This window comes from Glaciecola punicea (assembly GCF_001756615.1).
In the GTDB taxonomy this organism is placed as follows: Bacteria; Pseudomonadota; Gammaproteobacteria; order Enterobacterales; family Alteromonadaceae; genus Glaciecola; species Glaciecola punicea.
On the sequence record NZ_LZXY01000004.1, the window covers coordinates 281498 to 299676 of the forward strand.

Below are 18179 nucleotides of genomic sequence, written 5' to 3' on the forward strand. Positions count from 1 at the left end.
CGTTTCACAAAAGTAGTCAATGATTAATTCGGTCTATAATATAAAGGAATGTAATTTATTATGCTAATTACTCCTAGGTGTCATTCTTCTTTTCTTGGCCACTTAAGATTAACGCTAGCTCTTCTAAACTTTTGCCCTTTGTTTCTGATGCAAGTTTTATGACAAAGCTAAGGCCTATCAGCGCAAATACACCATAAATAGCAAAGGTTGTCGATGCGCCGAAATTGGGTAGTTCCCAAGGAAATGTTTATAGCCTATTGTTTACGCAGTACTGTAATATCAAAGTGTGCATGTGTGCTCGTTAATTCCTCGAGCAGCTTTTGCTTTTTATCACGTGAAATAGTCCAGTAAAAAGGTGTCATCATAAGCAAATTTTGCCGCTGCTGAGCGTCTGCTAGTATAAGCTCAAATTTAAGTGTTTGTTGTGAAACAAGGGTGAAGCCTTCAATATTATCAGTCTCAGGGATATGTTTTTGTGGACTGTCGTAAACCATATTCTTTAATTCAAATAAATGTTCGCTGGCGGGGTTTACGTTTATCCACATGCCTTCAGTTTTTAGTATGCGGTGAATTTCATCGGGTTTTGATGGCGCGAATATTTGGATAACAGCGTGTTGACTGTCATCAAGTACAGGTAAGTTGAATGCGTTTGCGACTGCAAAATCAAAAATATCCGGAGAACCTATTTGCGCTTGTTTCGCCGCTTTTTGCACAGCAGGTTTCGCGATATCGATGCCGCAAAAAGAGTATGTTTGGCCTGCGTTATCAAAAGTATTCGTCAGCAAATAATCAGCAATACTGCTTAGGTAATAGCCTTCACCGCAGCCTGCGTCAAATACCGACAGGTGGTTTCGCGTATGTGCGTTTTTTGAAAATATGCTAAGTAGGTACTCGCTTACATGCTGTGCCAACGGCAAATAGTGGTCTTGCGATAAAAAAGCGCGCCTAGCGAGCACCATTTCTTTGCTGTCTCCGGGTGCTTTGCTTTTCTTATGTTGAGGCTGCAATAAATTAACGTAGCCTTCTTTTGCAATGTCAAAGCGGTGCTGATTGTCACATTGCCACAGCCTTGCTGTAATTGTTGAGTTGAGCCTTAAGGGCAATTCACAAACAGGACAACGCCAGCATGAAGGTGCTTTATTTTTCATATATTAGGAAGCGCCTATAGCTAAATGTAAAAGCGAAATTTTAAACAATACCAAAACGCGGGCTACCACATCAAATCATCAGGCACGACATAGTCAGCGTAAGGATCGTCTTCAACTGGAATCTCTTCTTCCGGAATTTTGTTTTCTAATATCGTTTGTTCGTCGCGCTGGGCAATTTTATTTGCCACAATACTAGGAATGACCGCATAGCTTGTTTCATTTACGCCTTCATATTTTGCTATCGCTAGAATGCCAGCTATCAGTTGTTTGCGAGTTGCTTCATTTACATACACATAGCGAATTAGGGTGCCGTCGGTGAAGTTGTATTTTATGTCAGCACGTTTTAAGTCAAGCTTGTTCATTTCAATAAGCTGTTTAACCTGTGCTTTAAGCTCTTTGGACACTATTTGTTCTTTTTTAAGTTCGTTAAGCTGTTGTGTACGTTCTTGCTGGACCTGTTTTGTGACGGCAACGCCTGCCTTTATTTCTTTGGCTAAGTCACGTGATTTTTTGGACCCTTTCTTCGCCTTCTTGAGTTTCTTTTCGTTTACCAAACCGGCTTTTAGTAGTTGTTCCTGTAAAGATAATTTCGCCATTTCCTACCCAGTGAAGTTCATTGAATTTGGCTAATGAGTTTACCTCTTGGCGGGAATCAAATAAAGGTTTGTGTAACGCTGTGTCTTATAAAATAGCAAGTGGGTACTGATTTGACTAATTCGTTCATCGTCTATAGATTTTAAGACATAATCTGTTGCGTTGGCGTCAAATATATCAAGGGCGTCTTGTTCATAAGCCCTGGCCAAGAAAACACCTTATGATAGAAAATGGTGAATTTCACCTGCGGATAGGGCCAACTTCCACAGTATCTGACTTTGTTAGCTTTAGGCTCGTAAGCTAGTAAAGTAAAGCGTAGCGCTTATGATACTTTAATGCGCCAATAAACTGCTTAGTTCTTGACCTAAATGACGTACTAAACTAAGCTACGCGAAAATATGCAGGGGCGATTTTTGGCGTTTACGCCCTGCTACACATCATACAAAACTGCGCTTGGTATTACATTAATACTGCACTCACTATAGCTTATTCCACCCACGTTATTAAGGTTTTTGTTGAATGGATTTATTTGAATTTATTCGTATTCGCCGCTTTATTGTTAAGCTTGGTAAAATGTTACATAAGTACGGTACACCTGCGTTTAGACTTGAAGCACATTTAGCCGAAGTGGCTGCTTATTTGAATGTGAACGCCAGTTTCATTTCAACGCCTACCTCGCTTACCTTCGTTATTTGGAGTGACAAACATGAAGAAGAATACAACCATTCAGCGCGCATGCAGCCGGGTGAGCTCGACTTAGGTTCACTGGCGCGCACCGATGAATTGGTTAGCTCATTGATTGCTGGTGAACGTACTTTAGCAGAGGCCGACGAGCGGCTTAGCGAAATAGAGGCTAAAGTTAAGTATTTTCATCCGCTGGGTATGATGTTTGCCTACAGTTTGTCCACAGGCTCATTTGCTGTACTTATGGGGGCGAGCATGCTTGATGCGGCAGCCACAAGTGCTATTGGCCTGATCATGTACCTATTTGTATTTTGGGCACAGCACTCAAGGCGCGTGCTGTATATGCTTGAGCCGGCTGTGGCTATAGTAGCGGGCGTGTTGGCCTGCGCCATAGCGCACTACTTACAGCCTGGTATTAATATTCGCTTAGTGGTGTTGTCATCAATTATTATTTTTATACCAGGTTTGGCCTTAGCAATAGGACTTGCCGAGCTGTCATCACGACACGTAGTCAGCGGTACCGCCCGAGTGATGGACGCGTTAATGCAGCTCTTTAAGCTGTATTTTGGTGCCTTCTTGGGTATTTCTATTGGCTTTTTTCTATTTAGTGAGGTTGAACACAACCCTTTAACAAAGTTACCGTCTTGGTCATTGTTTGTCGCAGTACTTATCTTATGTACCGCGCTGGTACCTATTTTTAATATACGCTTAAAGCATGCGCCATTTGCCATAATGTGCGGTTTTGTGGGTTATTTTTCCACTTACTGGGCGTCTAAATACATGGAGTTTGGATTAGGAACTTTCGTGGGTGCTTTTGCGGTGGGTATATTCGCCAATTTATTTTCACGTATTGCTAAAGCGCCGTCTACCATTGTATTAATGCAGGGTCTTATAGTACTGGTGCCGGGTTCTAAAACGTATATTGGCTTAAATTCTTTTGTGTCGGGCAAGGACTTTGTGCAGGCTGAACATATAGGCCAAGAAACCTTTGTAATTTTTATGTCTTTGGTGGCGGGTTTAATATTTGCAAATGTTATACTGCCATCTAGAAAAGCCCTTTAGTAATGGCCGTATATTTGAACTTGCGTGTAGTTTATGGGGGTTCCCGCCTGCGCGGGAATAAGCCATGGTGGATTGTAGATCTCAGCTAATTATTAGCTACTTTGTTTCACGAGCTGTGCAATTTGGCCAAAAATTGACTGCCCCTGCTGATCAAACATCTCGATGCTAACAGAATCGCCAAACTTCATGAATTCAGTACTTGGCTTGCCATCTTGAATGGTTTCAATCATACGCAGCTCAGCAATGCAACTATAGCCTGCACCGCCTGCATTTATGGCTTTACCAGGTTCACCGTTTAACTTGTTTGACACTGTTCCCGAGCCAATTATTGTGCCTGCACACAGGGCGCGAGTTTTGGCCGCGTGAGCAATAAGTTCGCCAAAATGAAAGGTCATATCAACGCCTGCATTGGGTTCGCCGAATTTACTGCCGTTAAAATGCGACACCAAGGGTAAATGCAATTTACCATCTTTAAAGCTATCGCCTAATTCGTTAGGGGTAACGCACACTGGACTAAACGCGCTAGACGGTTTAGATTGGAAAAACCCAAAGCCTTTGGCTAGCTCCCCAGGAATTAATCCACGCAGCGATACGTCATTCACAATCATGACTAAGCGAATATAGTCTAAAGCGTCAGTGGGTGACACACCCATGGGTACATCGCCGGTTATAATTGCCACTTCAGCTTCAAAATCGATACCAAAACCTTCGTCTTGGGGCATAACAATGTCTTCTAGGGGCGCTAGAAAGGTGTCACAGCCGCCTTGATACATTAGTGGATCGGTCCAGAATGTTTCAGGCATCTGGGCCCCGCGCGCTTTTCGTACAAGCTCAACGTGGTTCACATAAGCGCTGCCGTCGGCCCACTGAAAAGCGCGTGGCAGGGGAGATGCAAGCATAGAGGCGTCATAGTCTTCGCCTTCTAAGGAGCCTGATTCCAGCTGATTGTAGCGATCTTCTAATTTAGCGCTAACGCGCTCCCAGTTGTCTAAGGCATACTGCAGTGTTGGCGCAATAAAGTGCACGCTTGCCATTTTCGTTAGGGCTTTGTTTACCACCACTAATTGACCATCGCGGCCTTGTTTTACACTTGCTAATTTCATTAATACCGTCCCTAAAAATTTGTATTTTATGGCTATTTGCTAGGAAAACCTTCACCTGTATGTAGCCAGTTGGCATGCTGGGGCGCCTGCTTAGTTTGCGACCACTCTTTTAGCATTGCTGGTGCCACTCGCTTAAGTTCGGCCATCATTGCGGGTGTGCCAATATTGGCCGCTAGCTCAATTCTATGCCCATTGGGGTCAAAGAAATACAAAGATTTGAAAATGCCATGGTCGGTGGGGCCTAGAACAGACACACCATTTGACTCTAAGTGGGCTTTGGCGCTCAGTAAGTCGTCTATGCTAGCCACTTCAAAGGCAATATGCTGTACCCATTCGGGCGTATTGCCGTCGCGGCCCATCTCTGGTGAGTTGGGCAATTCAAAAAAGGCCAGTACGTTACCATTGCCCGCGTCTAAAAACACGTGCATATAAGGGTCGGGGGCTTGGGTAGACGGCACTTTGTCCTCGGCAATGGCCAACTGAAAATCCATATTCAACATTTTTTGATAAAACTCAACGGTTTCTTTGGCATCTTTACAGCGATACGCTACATGGTGAATACGCGATAGTTTCATTATTGGGCCGCTCCTGCTGGCTTACCTACCACACCGCGTGTTACTTGGTCGCGTTCAATAGACTCAAACAAAGCCTTAAAGTTACCTTCGCCGAAGCCTTGGTCTTCTTTACGTTGAATGAATTCAAAGAATACGGGACCTAGCATGGCGGCTGAAAATATTTGCAGTAATAATCGCGGTTCGCCGTCTTTGGTGGTGCCGTCTAACAATATTCCGCGAGCTTTCAATTCATCAGTCGGTTCGCCGTGGCCAGGTAAGCGCTCTTCAAGCATCTCATAATAAGTGTTTGGGGGTGGCGTCATAAATTCGAGACCAAGTTTTTTCAAACGGTCCAAACATGCAGGTAAATCGTCGCAGGCAAACGCAATGTGCTGAATACCTTCGCCGTTGTACTGCATTAAAAATTCTTCGATTTGACCGCCACCGCCGCCCGCTTCTTCATTTAGCGGAATTTTTATCTTACCGTCGGGAGCAGTTAAGGCCTTTGATAATAGGCCAGTGTATTCGCCTTTTATGTCAAAAAAACGTACTTCGCGGAAGTTGAATAAGTCTTCATAAAATTTTGCCCAGTAGCCCATGCGGCCGCGATAAACGTTATGAGTAAGGTGATCAAGCGTATGAAAACCACAGCCTTGTGGATGAATATCAACGCCTTCTATCCAATCAAAGTCTATGTCGTAAATGGTTTCGCCTACTTTGTAGCGGTCTATCAAGTACAGGGCGGCTGAGCCTATACCTTTTATCGCAGGTAGTTTAAGCTCCATTGCGCCGGTTTGCATGTCTACCGCCTGTGCCCCGTTTTTAAGCGCTAGGGCATAGGCTTGCTTGGCATTTTTTACTCTAAATGCCATGCCACAGGCAGAAGGGCCATGCTCTTGCGCGTAATAAAAGGCAGGGGTATTTTTGGTATAGTTGGTGATAAAGTTAATGTCGCCTTGGCGCCACAGCGCAACTTCTTTAGATTTGTGATTAGCTACATGGGTAAAACCCATTGCGGTAAATACGGTTTCTAAAATACCTTTTGTGGGTGCGGTGAATTCTACAAATTCAAAGCCGTCTAATCCCATTGGGTTTTCAAATAAGTCTGCCATGTGCAAATCCTCTAGGTGTTGTTTACAAATGCAGTGTCTGCAGATGCGAAGTAAGGTATTTTGAGTCAACATGGCTAGTGCCGAAAATAATTGACTAAAAACAAAGATACAAGTAAACATAGTTGTGCTTTCAACTAAATTAGTTGTTAATGCAACTAATGTCAAGTTTTAAGTATTCCCTTGCGTACTTTATTTTGCTTTATGGTAAGAGAAGAACGCTATAGTGTGATATAAGTTGTTACCGCTATTTTTACGTAAACATAAACCATAAGGTTTGTATTAATCACGCCTAGTGACGATAAGTTTAAAGAACACTTTATGAGCGATAAAAACGAAAACACGACAAAAACGTCACTTCTTATCTTAGAAAGGTATTTGCCTTACAGGCTGTCAATATTATCCAATAGAACCAGCTCGCTTGTGGCTCAGTCTTATAAAGACAGATTTGGTTTGTCTATTACCCAGTGGCGTATAATGGCGGTGCTGGGAGAGTATCCTGGTGCGTCAGCTGATGAAATATCAGCAAAAACGCAAATTGAAAAGTCCCTAATAAGCCGCGCAATAAGTAATCTGTTAAACCGTAATTTAATTCAACGGCAAATTTCTAAAGAAGATAAAAGACGTACTAAAATAGATTTAACTGAAACGGGATACGATGTGTACAGCCAAATTGTTCCCTTGTCTTTAAAGTATGAAGAGCAGATATTAAGCTGTTTATCCGATGATGAGCAAGCGCTGTTAAGTGAATTAATAGATCGTTTGTATGTTAATGCGGTGAAGCTACAGTTTTAATTTCATGCGACCAATAAGGCGACATAACACAGGCATAAGGGGTGTTGTTTTGCGTGGCTTTTGCAACCAGTCCAGTGGCCAAATCACTTACGCATTCACAAATTAAATTAATACTAGTTATGGCGTCGGCTACCACCACAATAATGCTTTGATTTTTTGTCGCAATATCCATAAATGCAATCTACATCTCTTTGTAGTGTATGTATGAGTGTCTTTTATACCTCTATATTTTGCTTGTTGTTAATGTAGCTTAGGTAAGTCTCGTTTCCATTTAGTATGGGGCCAAAGTGTAACAACACATGCTGACTAAACATGTGGTGCAGATATATGAAGGAATACTATAATGCAAAGCAATAAGCTTGAAGAAACCCCGTCTAACATAGGGTTGAGTACAATAAATTGGGCAGTGCTTGGCTGTGGTCAAATTGCTAAAACGTTTATGGCGGGTGTTAAAAGTCTAGTGCATGCTGATGTAATAGCCTGCGCTGCAAGCGACGAAGCTAGAGCTGCAGCCTTTGCTGAGAGCTTTAATATTCCTCAACACTTTGGTGACTATTTAAGCATGCTGCAACAGCGCTCGATTCATGCCGTGTATATCGCTACAACGCACAACTTTCATTTTGACCATATTATGTTGTGTCTGCAAAATGGTAAACATGTGCTGTGCGAAAAGCCCCTTACGCTTAATGCCCACCAAGCAAAAAAAGCGTTTGCACTGGCCAAGCAGAACAATCTTTTATTGATGGAAGGCGTGTGGACGCGCTTTTTGCCTGCAATTAGCGCCTTACAGGCGGTACTAGACAAAGGCAGCATTGGTAATATTCAATGCGTGCAGGCTAACTTTAGCTTGAATATGCAATTTCCAGACGCTCACCGCCTTAATAACCCCGAGCTGGCTGGCGGAGCCTTGCTCGATTTAGGTATTTACCCTATTACGATAGCCGATATAATTTTTAAAAAGTCGCCCGTAAAAATTACAAGCAGCTGGATCCGGACATCCACCGGTGTTGATAAAAACTCATTTTATACTTTGGAATACGACACAGGAGCAGTCGCCCAACTTTCAGCTGGGTTTAGAATGAGTGGTCCAACTTACGCAAACATAATGGGCGATAAAGGTGATATTTACGTGCCGTTTTTCTTGGGTGCTAAATCATTTAGCGTCACACTAAATGGCGAACCGCCCCAGCTACATCGTTACGATTTTGAAGAAAGCGACAATTTTAAATTTGAAATAGAGCACTTCACGCAGTTGTTGCTATGTGGCTCTGAATCAAGTCAAATCAATAGTCAAAGCCGCGCTGCAAAAAGCGACTGCAATGCTGAACAACTGTTGGTTAGTGACCTTATGCCAGAAAACACTACGCTAAGAGTCATGGGTATTATGGACACCATCAGAGAGCAATGGGGACTGCGCTACCCACATGAAGATGCGTAAATAGCTAAGCTTAAGGAAGCGGGATCTCCGCGCGTAAATACTGAAAAATTTCGCGTGCAGCCCCCGGTGGTTTATTCTCGGCTTCCTGTTTTTGCGCATTTCGTAGCATTTGACGCAGTTTCTGTCGTTCAAGTTGGGGATATTCTGTAATGACTTTATTTATACCGTCGTTGCCATGCTTAAGAATATCATCGCGCATTCTTTCAAGAGAATGAAAATGTCGGTTGGCGACTGAATGCGACGATCTTAAATTAGCTAATGCAGTTTCAATGGGCTCTACATCGCGGGCTCGTAGCCTTTTACCAATAAGCTGAAGCTGGCGTCTAAAGCCATCCTTTTTCCGATTTATGCGAGTGCATAACTCAATTGCGGTAAGCAGTTCTTCGTCAAGGGGAATTTTATTGCGCTCCCCTAGCGTAAGATCAACCAATTCCAAACCTAACTTTTTCAGCCTTTCAGAGTCTTGTTTAAGCTGTGTTTTACTAGGCGGCTCTTGTTCATCTTGCACGCTAACGTTTTTATCTTTACTGTTGTTTTGGGGTGAGTTGGTGGTCATCTACTGTTTTTCGGCCATTTAATGGTAAACTATCCGAATTGTAACGAGAGCCTGACCAATTTAATAGTTAAACATAGCGAAATTTATCATATGGAAGTAAAGCAACAACTTAGCGACATTCAAAATATAGTAGACGAGACCCTTACTTTTGCCAAGAAACTGGGCGCCACCGCCGCTGAAGCAAGTATGTCTAAAATACAAGGCATAGCGGTTGGCACACGATTAAGAGAAATAGAAACACTTGAATTTACTAATGACGGCGGTCTTGGCATAGCGGTATTTGTTGGCAATAAAAAAGGCAGTGCGTCAACCGCCGATTTATCCCCACAGGCCCTAAAGCTAGCCGTTACCAAAGCCATTGAAATTGCAAAGTACACCAATGAAGATAGTTGTGCTGGCGTGGCAGATGCCGACTTAATTGCAAGCGACTTTCCTGATCTTGATTTATATCATCCGCAGCCGCTAGACGCGGAATTTGCGCTAGCCCAAGCGCTTGCTTCAGAAACAGCAGGTTTAGAGTATTCTGATCTTATCGTGAATTCAGACGGTGCATCTTATAATGCCAATATAGGCGTGCGCGTATACGGCAATACCCAAGGTATAAATGCGGGCTATGCAAGCAGCCGCTTCAGCCTAAGCTGTGTGCTTATTGCTCAACAGCAGCAAGACATGCAGCGCAATTACGCGTACACCGTATCGCGCGATGCTAATAAGTTAGACACGCCCGTAAACATTGGGATTGAAGCAGCAAAAGAAACGCTTTCTCGCTTAGGTGCTCAAAAGCTTGGTACCACCAAAGCGCCGGTTATATTTCATCGCGGTATTGCCTCAGGCTTATTTGGACATTTGGTTGCGGCTATTAGCGGCGGCAGTTTGTATCGTAAATCGAGCTTTATGCTCGACAGTTTAGGCGAAACAATTTTCCCGACATGGCTAAGCATTAACGAGGTGCCTTATTTAAAGCAGGGCTTAGCTAGTGCAAGTTTTGACAATGAAGGCGTGCAAACCCATGATATGGATATTGTTAAAGACGGCGCCCTAGCTAATTACTTGTTAACCAGTTACTCCGCGCGCAAACTAGGTCTGCGCAGTAACGGCCATGCCGGCGGTATTCATAATTGTATAGTAAGCGACACTGGCCACAGCGACGAAGAACTATTGCGCACAATGGGCACTGGCTTGCTGGTAACAGAATTAATGGGCCAAGGCGTTAACATTGTTAACGGCGATTACTCTCGTGGCGCTGCAGGTTTTTGGGTTGAAAATGGCGTAATTCAATACCCAGTACATGAAATCACCATTGCGGGTAATTTACGTGACATGTTCGCTAACATAGCAGCTATTGGAGCGCAGCGTGAAGTACGAGGCTCTTTGCAGACGGGCTCTGTTTTGGTGAGTGATATGCAAATTGCGGGTGCCTAAACTGCAAGCTAAGTTGACTTCATAAACTGCAGCAAAAAAATCCCAAAGACGTTAAACTTTGGGATTTTTTGTTGTATACTATTTTAAATGCTTAGTCTACCGCGCCACAAAAACGGTAGCCTTCACCGTGAATGGTCACAATTAACTCTTCGTCGTTTGGTTCAGACTCAAAATGCTTGCGAATACGACGAATGGTGACGTCGACCGTGCGGTCATTAGGGCGTAATTCACGGCCCGTCATTTCCATAATAAGCTGCTCACGGGTGAGTATTTTACCCGGATTACTTAAAAATAAATGGAGCGCTCTGAATTCACTGCGCGGAAGTCTAAACTCGCGACCTTGATGAGAAATTAAGCTGCGGCTGTCACCGTCCAAAGTCCATCCGTTAAACTTAACTTTGCTAGGCAGGTCGTCATCTTCAGAGGCATTGCTGGTGCGCGACAGTAAATTGCGTGCGCGTATAGTAAGCTCACGAGGATTGAAGGGCTTAGTTAAGTAGTCGTCGGCACCAATTTCTAAACCCAATATGCGGTCAACATCGTTGTCACGTCCGGTTAAGAATATTAACCCAACGTTTTTGCGATTGCGCACTTCGCGAGCTAGTATAAGCCCGTTTTTGCCGGGCAAATTGATGTCCATAATAACAAGGTTTATATTATTATTCTTAAAAAATTCATGCATTTCGGTACCGTTTTCGGCTTCAAATACGTTGTACCCTTCAGCTTCAAATAAACTCTTTAAGGTCGTACGAGTTACTATTTCATCTTCTACTATTAATATATTTGGCGTTTGCATAAACTCTACACTGTATTGTTATAATTATTGAACTAATTAAGGTAACGAATAAAATTTTTGTTTAGTCGTTTTTATAAAGCATGACCCAATTCTTTGCTGAAACACGACTTTAACCTTTTGTTTACTTAATTTACTCTCTTTTGCGGAGTATTTCAAAAAAAAAGCACTTTGAGGGGCTCATTTTGTCGATCTGGGTTCAAAAACGGTGGCAATCATCCAGTTTACACTATATGCCTAGTTAAATTCTGTAAATCTACTTGCTTTTATAAACATGTTCGTAGTGCTTAGCGGCAGTTTCCCACGTGAATCGGGTCTGCATGCCTTGTTTTATCATTTTTTTTATTTTGCTGGGTGAGTCGTGATAGCTCAGCAAAGCATTACGAATGGTAGATAGAAGATTAAGCGCTGAAGGCTCAGTGAACGAAAAGCCGGTGGCATTAGACTGGCTAATATCAATAACGGTGTCGGCCAATCCGCCTACATGGCGAACGATGGGCAATGTGCCATAGGCCAGACTATACATTTGGTTTAATCCGCAAGGCTCAAATTCAGACGGCATTAAGAAGAAATCGCTGCCCGCTTCAATTAAATGCGATAGGTTGGGCTTAAAAGCTTCTAAAAAATGAAATTTATCAGGATGACGGCGGCTTATGTCATGTAGTTTAGCCACGATTGCGGCGTCTCCTGTGCCCATAATCACAAACTGGACCTTGTGCAACAGTAAATCTTCAATAATGGGCATAATAAAGTCAAAGCCTTTTTGCTTTGCCACGCGGCAAACCATGCCAATTAAGGGCGTTGATTTTAACTGCGGTAAACCGGCCGTTTTTTGCAGCACTTTTTTACACTCTTGCTTGCCCTTCATATTGCCAATCTCAAAATTCGCCGGTAGGTGTTTATCACTTGCAGGGTCCCACTGTGAATAGTCACAGCCGTTTAATATACCAATAACCTTGTGCGGTGCTTGGTTAATAACATCAGACACACCATGGCTGCCTAAATAACTAGTAATTTCATGCGCATAGCTAGGGCTAACTGGGCATATCTTGTTTGAAAACATAAGACCAGTTCGCAGCATATTCACATGATTGTTGTCGCTGTAAATATGGTGTTTGTCGTGGTCATTTAGCAAAGGCACACGGTCAAGTTTTTCTGCGCCTTGAAAGGCAGCATTGTGAATTGTTATAACACTTTTTGTCTGTGCAAAAAAATCGTGCTTGTTAATAAGCTGATGTCTTATTAAATAATCGCTGTGCATGAAATAAGGAGTAAGCGCAGTGTGCCAGTCGTTACAGTGTAAAATGTTAGGCGCAAAGTCTAAGTAGTAGCTTACGCTCAGCGCGCACAACGAAAGTAAACTAAAGCGCTGTGCATTGCTGGCTAAAGACTCGTCTGCGTATAAACTTTGCGCTTCACTAAAATAAGGGTGGTCTATTAAATAGATTTTAATTCCGTGAAAACCTAGCTCTTTAACCTTGTATGTATAATGAGCGCCGTTAATGTGCATAATTTGACTTTGTATGGTGTTTGTTAAATCAAGATCTTTAGCCACTTGCTTGTAGTAGGGCATAACAATGCGCACATCATGTCCTAGTTTTGACAAGGCTATGGGAAGAGCTTTGCCTACGTCGGCTAAGCCACCCGTTTTAATTATGTCTTCAACTTCTGATATAACAAACAATATTTTCATAATAGGTAGATTCTTTTGAGTCGCATAAGTTTAAGATTTCGCGAATTTTTTAGCGCCATATACGCGAAACTTGTTGCTAACAGCTACTTCGGTGAAGCCTTTATAAACAGTGTCTAAAATACCTGGGTAGGGTAAAAAACGGTTCGCTACTATCGTGATACTAGCATGGGGATGCGAGCGACTATAGGCCTGTTTTATAAAGTTGTCGGTAATGCTGTAGTCTTGTTGAATGCCTTCGTGAAACGGCGGATTTGAGACTATTACGTCAAACTTCGGATCGCACTGGGCAACGCCGCTGCAAGCAATAATGTTTACCTCTACTGCATTTAAACGCGCCGTTTGTTCACTGCAGTAAGTGGCTAAGGCTGAAATGTCGCTCATGGTAACGCGTTTGGTTTTTGTGATAATTTTGGCTAAGTAACAGCCAATAATACCCGTACCGCAGGCGAAATCGTATATATGGCCGCGTGTTTTAGCCAGTGACTCTGGGGTGAGCTGCTGTAGTAACAAATCGGTGCCCGGATCTAATTGTTTGTGACCAAACACGCCGGGTAAGGAATATATATGCATGCTTTGCTGGTTAATCTTGTACTCGTGCACTTGCGCGTAATCGGCTATTGTAAAGCTTGGCAGTGGATTGGTAACAGCAACGGCGAATAGGCCGCAGTGTTTTGCGCTATCTATTTTATTAACGTGCTCACCAATTTTATCTAACAGCTTCGGTGCGCTTTTTATACCGGCCTTATTCTCACCCACTATTAATACTTTGCCGTTTGGCTTTACTAAATAGCTAGCGTTATTTATGAGCATGGCCAATTGCTGTTTAGATTTTGGCATGTATATAACCACGCCGTCTAAAGCGTGTTTTGCTATGGCGTCAGCTTTATTTGCTTGGCTATTGGCGACGGTACTTTGGTCAGTAGCTTTTTCATCATCGGCAGTTTCGCCAAACACGCCTTCGCCAAAAGCAGCGCCAAAGTATTGAGCTTGGCTGCATGCACGTTCGCATTCGCTAAAATGATGATGATATTGATGTAGGCCAATTATATTAGGGTTATCGATATTGTTGAAAACCGCCGCGTCTAATGGGTTTATGAATGCCCACTTGCCTTGGCTGAAAAGGTCTTCGCTTCTAAGCAATAGCAGGCTTTGGTTTGATGTAGTGTTAAATGTAGACATATGCTTAAAAATAACCTTATTGTGTTCGCGTAAAAATAATATCCCAAACGCCGTGGCCTAACTTTTGGCCGCGTACTTCAAATTTGGTAATAGGCCGGTAATCGGGGCGCGCTAAATAGTCTTGACTACTTGACTTGTTTTCGAAGCCGTGGGCGATCTGCATCACTTCTAGCATGTGTTGGGCATATGGCTCCCAGTCGGTTGCCATATGAAATTCACCGCCAATTTTGAGTTTTGTACGAAGCGCCTGCACAAATTCGCTTTGCACAATTCGGCGCTTATGATGACGTGTTTTATGCCAAGGATCGGGGAAGAATAGTTGTAAGCGATCTAAGCTTTCATTGGCGATGCACTTGTCTAAGACCTCTACGGCGTCGTGCTCAAACACGCGTAAATTAGTTAGCTCAGCCTGCTGCGCGGATGCCAAGCAGGCGCCTATGCCTGGGCGATGTACTTCAATCCCAATAAAGTTGGTGTTTGGCGCGTTTTGCGCCATTTCTACCAAAGATTTACCCATACCAAAACCAATTTCGAGCACGGTTGGGACGTTGCGGCCAAAAACATGCTCTAAATTAAGCTGGCCTTGATCTATGCTTAGGCCCATGCTGGGCCAATTTTCTTCAATGGCACTGCCTTGAGCTTTCGTTAAGCGACCTTCGCGTTTCACAAAACTTCTGATCTTTGATATGTAAACGCCGGCGGCGCGTGCTTCTTCTTCAGAGTTAAACCGACTCATGAACTGTAGTGCTCTTGTAAAAACGTTGGCGCGTATTATCCCAGTGTTGGTGGTAATTGCAATTCATAATAGCTTGTGTGAATTGGCTTGCTGGCTTAACGGTGATTATTTTTAGTTTTCTGAGGTGTTAATGAAGCTAATTGCTGCAAAATCGAAAGCGGTTGCATAGAAAAAGCTTTTGCTTTAATTTGTATTTATTTGAATTTAGGGTGTTTGAACGGATGCGATCTGCAAATGAATTTTCCAGGTAGAAAAGTTAGCTGTTCCTCGTGTGATAAGCCGTTTTTAGAAAGTAGAGCCTATAAGTTTGATATTGAGCACCCTCGCGACAGCTTTACGTGCCCGTACTGCTCACAAGAATTCGGTGCTACTTTGTATGGCCAATCTATGCTTCGATTTCACACGGTAGGAATTGCAATTGCTTTGCTTGCATTCGCTGTGGTTTGGTTGTTGGTTGATATAATCGCAAAGACAATATTTGACTATAGCTCATTTCAAACGAGTTATTTAATCGGTATGTTTGGCGCCGTTCCAGCTTATGAAATATATAGAAGGAAATACTCACCAAAACTTATCATTACGCCTAAAAAAGGCAATAAATAGTTAGCCTTTACCTTTCAAATGAATTAGAAAAAATGCCCAATAAATTACCACCTTTTAATTTCAGTCAGCATTTGCTTGCATGGTTTGATCAACACGGCCGCAAGCACCTGCCTTGGCAGCAGCAAAAATCGCGCTATTCAGTGTGGGTGTCGGAAATTATGCTGCAGCAAACCCAAGTAAGCGCCGTAATTCCTTACTATGAGAGGTTCATACAGCGCTTCCCAAGCGTAATTGATCTAGCCAATGCGACGCAAGATGAAGTGCTGCATTTATGGACAGGCTTAGGATATTACGCCCGAGCGCGTAATATGCATAAAGCTGCCCAGCGTGTGCGTGATGAGTTTGGTGGTATATTCCCCAAAGATTTTGACGAAGTATTGTCACTTTCGGGCATTGGTCGCTCTACGGCATCTGCGGTGCTGTCGCTAGCAAGTAACCAGCCTTATGTGATTTTAGACGGTAATGTAAAACGCGTACTTGCTCGTTTTTTTGCAGTAGAAGGCTGGCCGGGTAATAAAAAAGTAGAAGACGCTATGTGGATAATGGCTGAATCACTTAAACCTAGTACCCCCAAATTAACCAAGGTTAGCGATAAAGATGACTATGATAATGTCTCAGACGCTACTAGCGAAGATGATTTACCTTTATCGATTAGTGATGATAAGCTGCGATTTGACGACTATACCCAAGCGATAATGGACTTAGGCGCAACGCTATGCACGCGAAGCAAGCCTAAATGCGATGAGTGCCCATTGCAGTCTCACTGTTTAGCTTTTGCTCAAGGCAGACAGCAAGAACTTCCGCACAAAAAGCCCAAAAAAGCGATTCCAACAAAATACACCTACATGCTCATTCCATTTACCAGCGGCAGCATTCTTATGCATAAACGACCCTCTTCAGGTATTTGGGGTGGTTTATGGGGTTTTTATGAAAGCCAAGAGCCACTAGAAACTTTGAAAGGAACGTTTAACGCTTCATTGCCCGCAGAGTTAGCTAGCCTGCTGGTGGATAAAAAGCCACAAATTAAAGCGCTAGAACCCTTTACACACACCTTTAGTCACTTTCATTTGCATATTTCGCCCATACTAATAGAGTTAGAAAGTGTGAAGCAATTACAGCAAAGCTCGGCTACACTAGCGTTTAATGAACCCGCGCCGCAAAGCGAAGTGGAAATTGAGACGCCAAGTAGCACGGATGTAAAGTCGCTTTGGTTTAATATTCAAGAAGCATCAAAAGTTGGCCTTGCTGCGCCCACGGTTAAAATAATTAAACAAATACAGTTAATGTATTAAATGAACAAGCAAAGGAAAATAAAATGGCTAGAGAAGTATACTGCGAACATTTCAAAAAAGACGCCCTTGGTCTAGATTTTCAACTATACCCTGGCGAGCTAGGCAAACGTATTTTTGATAACATATCAAAAGAGGCGTTTACGCAATGGCAGAAGAAACAAACCATGTTGATAAATGAAAATAAACTTAACATGATGGAAGCCAGCGATCGCAAATATTTGGAAGAAAAAATGAGCGCATTTTTGTTTGAAGGTGTCGAGCCAACTATAGAAGGTTACGTGCCGCCTACAAAATAGGCACTCAAACGATTTTTGGATGGAAAGTAGCAAATATGGCAAAAATTTGTTGACTTAACGCCCCAAAATCCGTTTAATACGCCCCTCAAGCGAAATGCTGCATTTTATGTAGCGTTTCATGCCTCGATAGCTCAGTTGGTAGAGCAGCGGATTGAAAATCCGCGTGTCCCTGGTTCAATCCCGGGTCGAGGCACCACTATCCTAAAGCCCTGCAAGAAATTGCGGGGCTTTTTAGTTTCAGGGTCAAGGTCACAGGTTCTTTCGAAGTAGGTGCTACCGCTATAGCCGCCTGCCATCAAGATAAAGGTACATGTAGGCGATGTCAAAATGCTATTAACGCTTAAACAGCCTACCTTTAAAATAATATCGCTCGATATAGACACCGCCCCGAAGGCTTTAGATAATCTATAACAGGCACTTTTGGCAAGATTATTAAGAGCTACTCTTATAAATTAGGATGATTTACGCAGCTTAGTGCCAAATGTCAAAACCCATAGCCCTGCTAAACTAATCACAAAATATGTCAACATCCGAATATAATAGCTAGTTGGTTCCTGCGCGAGTGTTAGTAATTGATCTCTGCGGACAACCTCTTGCAAGACATAACCGTCAAACAATTCTAGACCATAATAGACACATAAAGTGCCGGCTATTATCTTTACCATAACGAGTGGAAACAAACTCAGGCGAGCTACTGCAAAACTTAATTTTTTGCGCAGAGGTGATGTTTTACCTGAATCGATTTGTGGCGAGCCGTGCCCAGAAGGCTCAGTTTGTTGCCGAATAGAAATTTCACGAACAATCTCCTCATATTCATCAGGGTTTTCCTCTTTCTCGATACTGCGTTTTGCTTCAAGTAACTCGTCAATAGTATACCTTGCAAAATTTGGTTCCATACTAATTCCTTTTAAAAGCTAATTAAGATCTTTGATGCGCTTTTCTGATTTTTTCATGCCAGCCATAGCGAACATTTATTGCCAATATTTTTCATGCATATTATGTGAATATTGCAAGTTTGTCAGCGTATTCAACACAAATAAAGACATTAAAATATGTTTTTTATGTGCTCTTGCAAAATTTTGCTCGCTATGTTTTGCAAGTTATTTAGCATTGTTTGCAGCT

The 18179-nt window shown here is 42.7% G+C and carries 18 protein-coding genes and 1 tRNA gene; 8 read left to right on the plus strand and 11 right to left on the minus strand.

Annotated elements, in window-relative coordinates:
- Nucleotides 1-254: 254 nt before the first annotated feature.
- Together BAE46_RS07210 and BAE46_RS07215 are read right to left on the minus strand one after the other, a co-directional pair.
- Nucleotides 255-1148, minus strand: coding sequence for a putative RNA methyltransferase (locus BAE46_RS07210; RefSeq protein WP_244884994.1), 894 nt, complete (start codon nt 1146-1148; stop codon nt 255-257).
- Between the two features lie 62 nt (nt 1149-1210).
- The gene (locus BAE46_RS07215) at nt 1211-1744 is read right to left on the minus strand and encodes a DUF2058 domain-containing protein (RefSeq protein ID WP_006005767.1); all 534 of its coding nucleotides are present in this window, start codon (nt 1742-1744) and stop codon (nt 1211-1213) included.
- A 517-nt stretch (nt 1745-2261) separates the two neighbouring features.
- Here BAE46_RS07215 and BAE46_RS07220 point away from each other — a divergent pair.
- Nucleotides 2262-3488, plus strand: a complete 1227-nt coding sequence (locus tag BAE46_RS07220) for a threonine/serine exporter family protein (protein WP_006005766.1) — start codon at nt 2262-2264, stop codon at nt 3486-3488.
- 92 nt (nt 3489-3580) lie between these two features.
- Here BAE46_RS07220 and BAE46_RS07225 read toward each other — a convergent pair whose 3' ends face one another.
- Genes BAE46_RS07225 through hppD form a run of 3 tightly spaced genes read right to left on the minus strand, consistent with a single transcriptional unit; the run spans nt 3581 to nt 6257 of the window.
- A complete protein-coding gene (locus BAE46_RS07225) occupies nt 3581-4591 on the minus strand; it encodes a fumarylacetoacetate hydrolase family protein (RefSeq protein ID WP_070112164.1) in 1011 nt (336 codons plus the stop codon).
- 32 nt (nt 4592-4623) lie between these two features.
- Entirely contained in the window at nt 4624-5166 is a 543-nt protein-coding gene (locus BAE46_RS07230; RefSeq protein WP_070112166.1) for a VOC family protein, read from the minus strand.
- Nucleotides 5166-6257, minus strand: coding sequence for a 4-hydroxyphenylpyruvate dioxygenase (gene hppD / locus BAE46_RS07235; RefSeq protein ID WP_070112168.1), 1092 nt, complete (start codon nt 6255-6257; stop codon nt 5166-5168). The genes BAE46_RS07230 and hppD overlap by 1 nt, the downstream gene beginning before the upstream one ends.
- A gap of 318 nt (nt 6258-6575) precedes the next feature.
- On the opposite strand from hppD, the gene BAE46_RS07240 reads away from it, so the two are divergent.
- Together BAE46_RS07240 and BAE46_RS07250 are read left to right on the plus strand one after the other, a co-directional pair.
- Entirely contained in the window at nt 6576-7049 is a 474-nt protein-coding gene (locus BAE46_RS07240) for a MarR family winged helix-turn-helix transcriptional regulator (protein ID WP_006005759.1), read from the plus strand.
- A 343-nt stretch (nt 7050-7392) separates the two neighbouring features.
- A complete protein-coding gene (locus tag BAE46_RS07250; RefSeq protein ID WP_083256824.1) occupies nt 7393-8487 on the plus strand; it encodes a Gfo/Idh/MocA family protein in 1095 nt (364 codons plus the stop codon).
- 10 nt (nt 8488-8497) lie between these two features.
- On the opposite strand, the gene yjgA is transcribed toward BAE46_RS07250, so the two are convergent.
- Nucleotides 8498-9043, minus strand: coding sequence for a ribosome biogenesis factor YjgA (gene yjgA / locus BAE46_RS07255; protein WP_006005753.1), 546 nt, complete (start codon nt 9041-9043; stop codon nt 8498-8500).
- Between the two features lie 90 nt (nt 9044-9133).
- Here yjgA and pmbA point away from each other — a divergent pair, with 90 nt between their 5' ends.
- The gene (pmbA, locus tag BAE46_RS07260; RefSeq protein ID WP_006005751.1) at nt 9134-10465 is read left to right on the plus strand and encodes a metalloprotease PmbA; all 1332 of its coding nucleotides are present in this window, start codon (nt 9134-9136) and stop codon (nt 10463-10465) included.
- Between the two features lie 91 nt (nt 10466-10556).
- Here pmbA and arcA read toward each other — a convergent pair whose 3' ends face one another.
- From arcA to trmB, 4 genes are all read right to left on the minus strand, one after another.
- Nucleotides 10557-11261, minus strand: a complete 705-nt coding sequence (gene arcA / locus BAE46_RS07265; protein ID WP_070112172.1) for a two-component system response regulator ArcA — start codon at nt 11259-11261, stop codon at nt 10557-10559.
- Nucleotides 11262-11514: 253 nt separating this feature from the next.
- On the minus strand, nt 11515-12951 hold the full coding sequence (locus BAE46_RS07270) for a glycogen synthase (RefSeq protein ID WP_070112174.1): 1437 nt from the start codon (nt 12949-12951) through the stop codon (nt 11515-11517).
- Nucleotides 12952-12981: 30 nt separating this feature from the next.
- Nucleotides 12982-14130 (minus strand): class I SAM-dependent methyltransferase, encoded by a 1149-nt coding sequence (locus BAE46_RS07275; protein WP_070112176.1) that lies wholly within the window; start codon nt 14128-14130, stop codon nt 12982-12984.
- Between the two features lie 16 nt (nt 14131-14146).
- Nucleotides 14147-14866 carry a tRNA (guanosine(46)-N7)-methyltransferase TrmB gene (gene trmB, locus BAE46_RS07280; RefSeq protein WP_070112178.1) on the minus strand — a complete coding sequence of 240 codons (720 nt, stop codon included), beginning with the start codon at nt 14864-14866 and terminating at the stop codon, nt 14147-14149.
- A gap of 234 nt (nt 14867-15100) precedes the next feature.
- Between trmB and BAE46_RS07285 the strand changes: the two genes are divergently transcribed.
- The 4 genes from BAE46_RS07285 (at nt 15101) to BAE46_RS07300 (ending at nt 17253) form a co-directional block, all read left to right on the plus strand.
- On the plus strand, nt 15101-15469 hold the full coding sequence (locus BAE46_RS07285) for a hypothetical protein (RefSeq protein ID WP_040520782.1): 369 nt from the start codon (nt 15101-15103) through the stop codon (nt 15467-15469).
- A gap of 32 nt (nt 15470-15501) precedes the next feature.
- Nucleotides 15502-16761 (plus strand): A/G-specific adenine glycosylase, encoded by a 1260-nt coding sequence (locus BAE46_RS07290; protein ID WP_006005738.1) that lies wholly within the window; start codon nt 15502-15504, stop codon nt 16759-16761.
- A 23-nt stretch (nt 16762-16784) separates the two neighbouring features.
- Nucleotides 16785-17057, plus strand: a complete 273-nt coding sequence (locus tag BAE46_RS07295) for an oxidative damage protection protein (RefSeq protein WP_070112180.1) — start codon at nt 16785-16787, stop codon at nt 17055-17057.
- Between the two features lie 120 nt (nt 17058-17177).
- Nucleotides 17178-17253 (plus strand) — tRNA-Phe (locus tag BAE46_RS07300).
- A gap of 256 nt (nt 17254-17509) precedes the next feature.
- Here the strand turns inward: BAE46_RS07300 and BAE46_RS07305 are convergent.
- Nucleotides 17510-17953, minus strand: a complete 444-nt coding sequence (locus BAE46_RS07305) for a hypothetical protein (protein ID WP_070112182.1) — start codon at nt 17951-17953, stop codon at nt 17510-17512.
- Between the last annotated feature and the right edge of the window lie 226 nt (nt 17954-18179).

Excerpts from the sequence above, each read along its gene's own strand:
- BAE46_RS07210 (WP_244884994.1), bottom strand. The coding sequence starts at position 1,148 with ATGAAAAATAAAGCACCTTCATGCTGGCGTTGTCCTGTTTGTGAATTG.
- BAE46_RS07215 (WP_006005767.1), bottom strand. The coding sequence starts at position 1,744 with ATGGCGAAATTATCTTTACAGGAACAACTACTAAAAGCCGGTTTGGTA.
- BAE46_RS07220 (WP_006005766.1), top strand. The coding sequence starts at position 2,262 with ATGGATTTATTTGAATTTATTCGTATTCGCCGCTTTATTGTTAAGCTT.
- BAE46_RS07225 (WP_070112164.1), bottom strand. The coding sequence starts at position 4,591 with ATGAAATTAGCAAGTGTAAAACAAGGCCGCGATGGTCAATTAGTGGTG.
- BAE46_RS07230 (WP_070112166.1), bottom strand. The coding sequence starts at position 5,166 with ATGAAACTATCGCGTATTCACCATGTAGCGTATCGCTGTAAAGATGCC.
- hppD (WP_070112168.1), bottom strand. The coding sequence starts at position 6,257 with ATGGCAGACTTATTTGAAAACCCAATGGGATTAGACGGCTTTGAATTT.
- BAE46_RS07240 (WP_006005759.1), top strand. The coding sequence starts at position 6,576 with ATGAGCGATAAAAACGAAAACACGACAAAAACGTCACTTCTTATCTTA.
- BAE46_RS07250 (WP_083256824.1), top strand. The coding sequence starts at position 7,393 with ATGCAAAGCAATAAGCTTGAAGAAACCCCGTCTAACATAGGGTTGAGT.
- yjgA (WP_006005753.1), bottom strand. The coding sequence starts at position 9,043 with ATGACCACCAACTCACCCCAAAACAACAGTAAAGATAAAAACGTTAGC.
- pmbA (WP_006005751.1), top strand. The coding sequence starts at position 9,134 with ATGGAAGTAAAGCAACAACTTAGCGACATTCAAAATATAGTAGACGAG.
- arcA (WP_070112172.1), bottom strand. The coding sequence starts at position 11,261 with ATGCAAACGCCAAATATATTAATAGTAGAAGATGAAATAGTAACTCGT.
- BAE46_RS07270 (WP_070112174.1), bottom strand. The coding sequence starts at position 12,951 with ATGAAAATATTGTTTGTTATATCAGAAGTTGAAGACATAATTAAAACG.
- BAE46_RS07275 (WP_070112176.1), bottom strand. The coding sequence starts at position 14,130 with ATGTCTACATTTAACACTACATCAAACCAAAGCCTGCTATTGCTTAGA.
- trmB (WP_070112178.1), bottom strand. The coding sequence starts at position 14,866 with ATGAGTCGGTTTAACTCTGAAGAAGAAGCACGCGCCGCCGGCGTTTAC.
- BAE46_RS07285 (WP_040520782.1), top strand. The coding sequence starts at position 15,101 with ATGAATTTTCCAGGTAGAAAAGTTAGCTGTTCCTCGTGTGATAAGCCG.
- BAE46_RS07290 (WP_006005738.1), top strand. The coding sequence starts at position 15,502 with ATGCCCAATAAATTACCACCTTTTAATTTCAGTCAGCATTTGCTTGCA.
- BAE46_RS07295 (WP_070112180.1), top strand. The coding sequence starts at position 16,785 with ATGGCTAGAGAAGTATACTGCGAACATTTCAAAAAAGACGCCCTTGGT.
- BAE46_RS07305 (WP_070112182.1), bottom strand. The coding sequence starts at position 17,953 with ATGGAACCAAATTTTGCAAGGTATACTATTGACGAGTTACTTGAAGCA.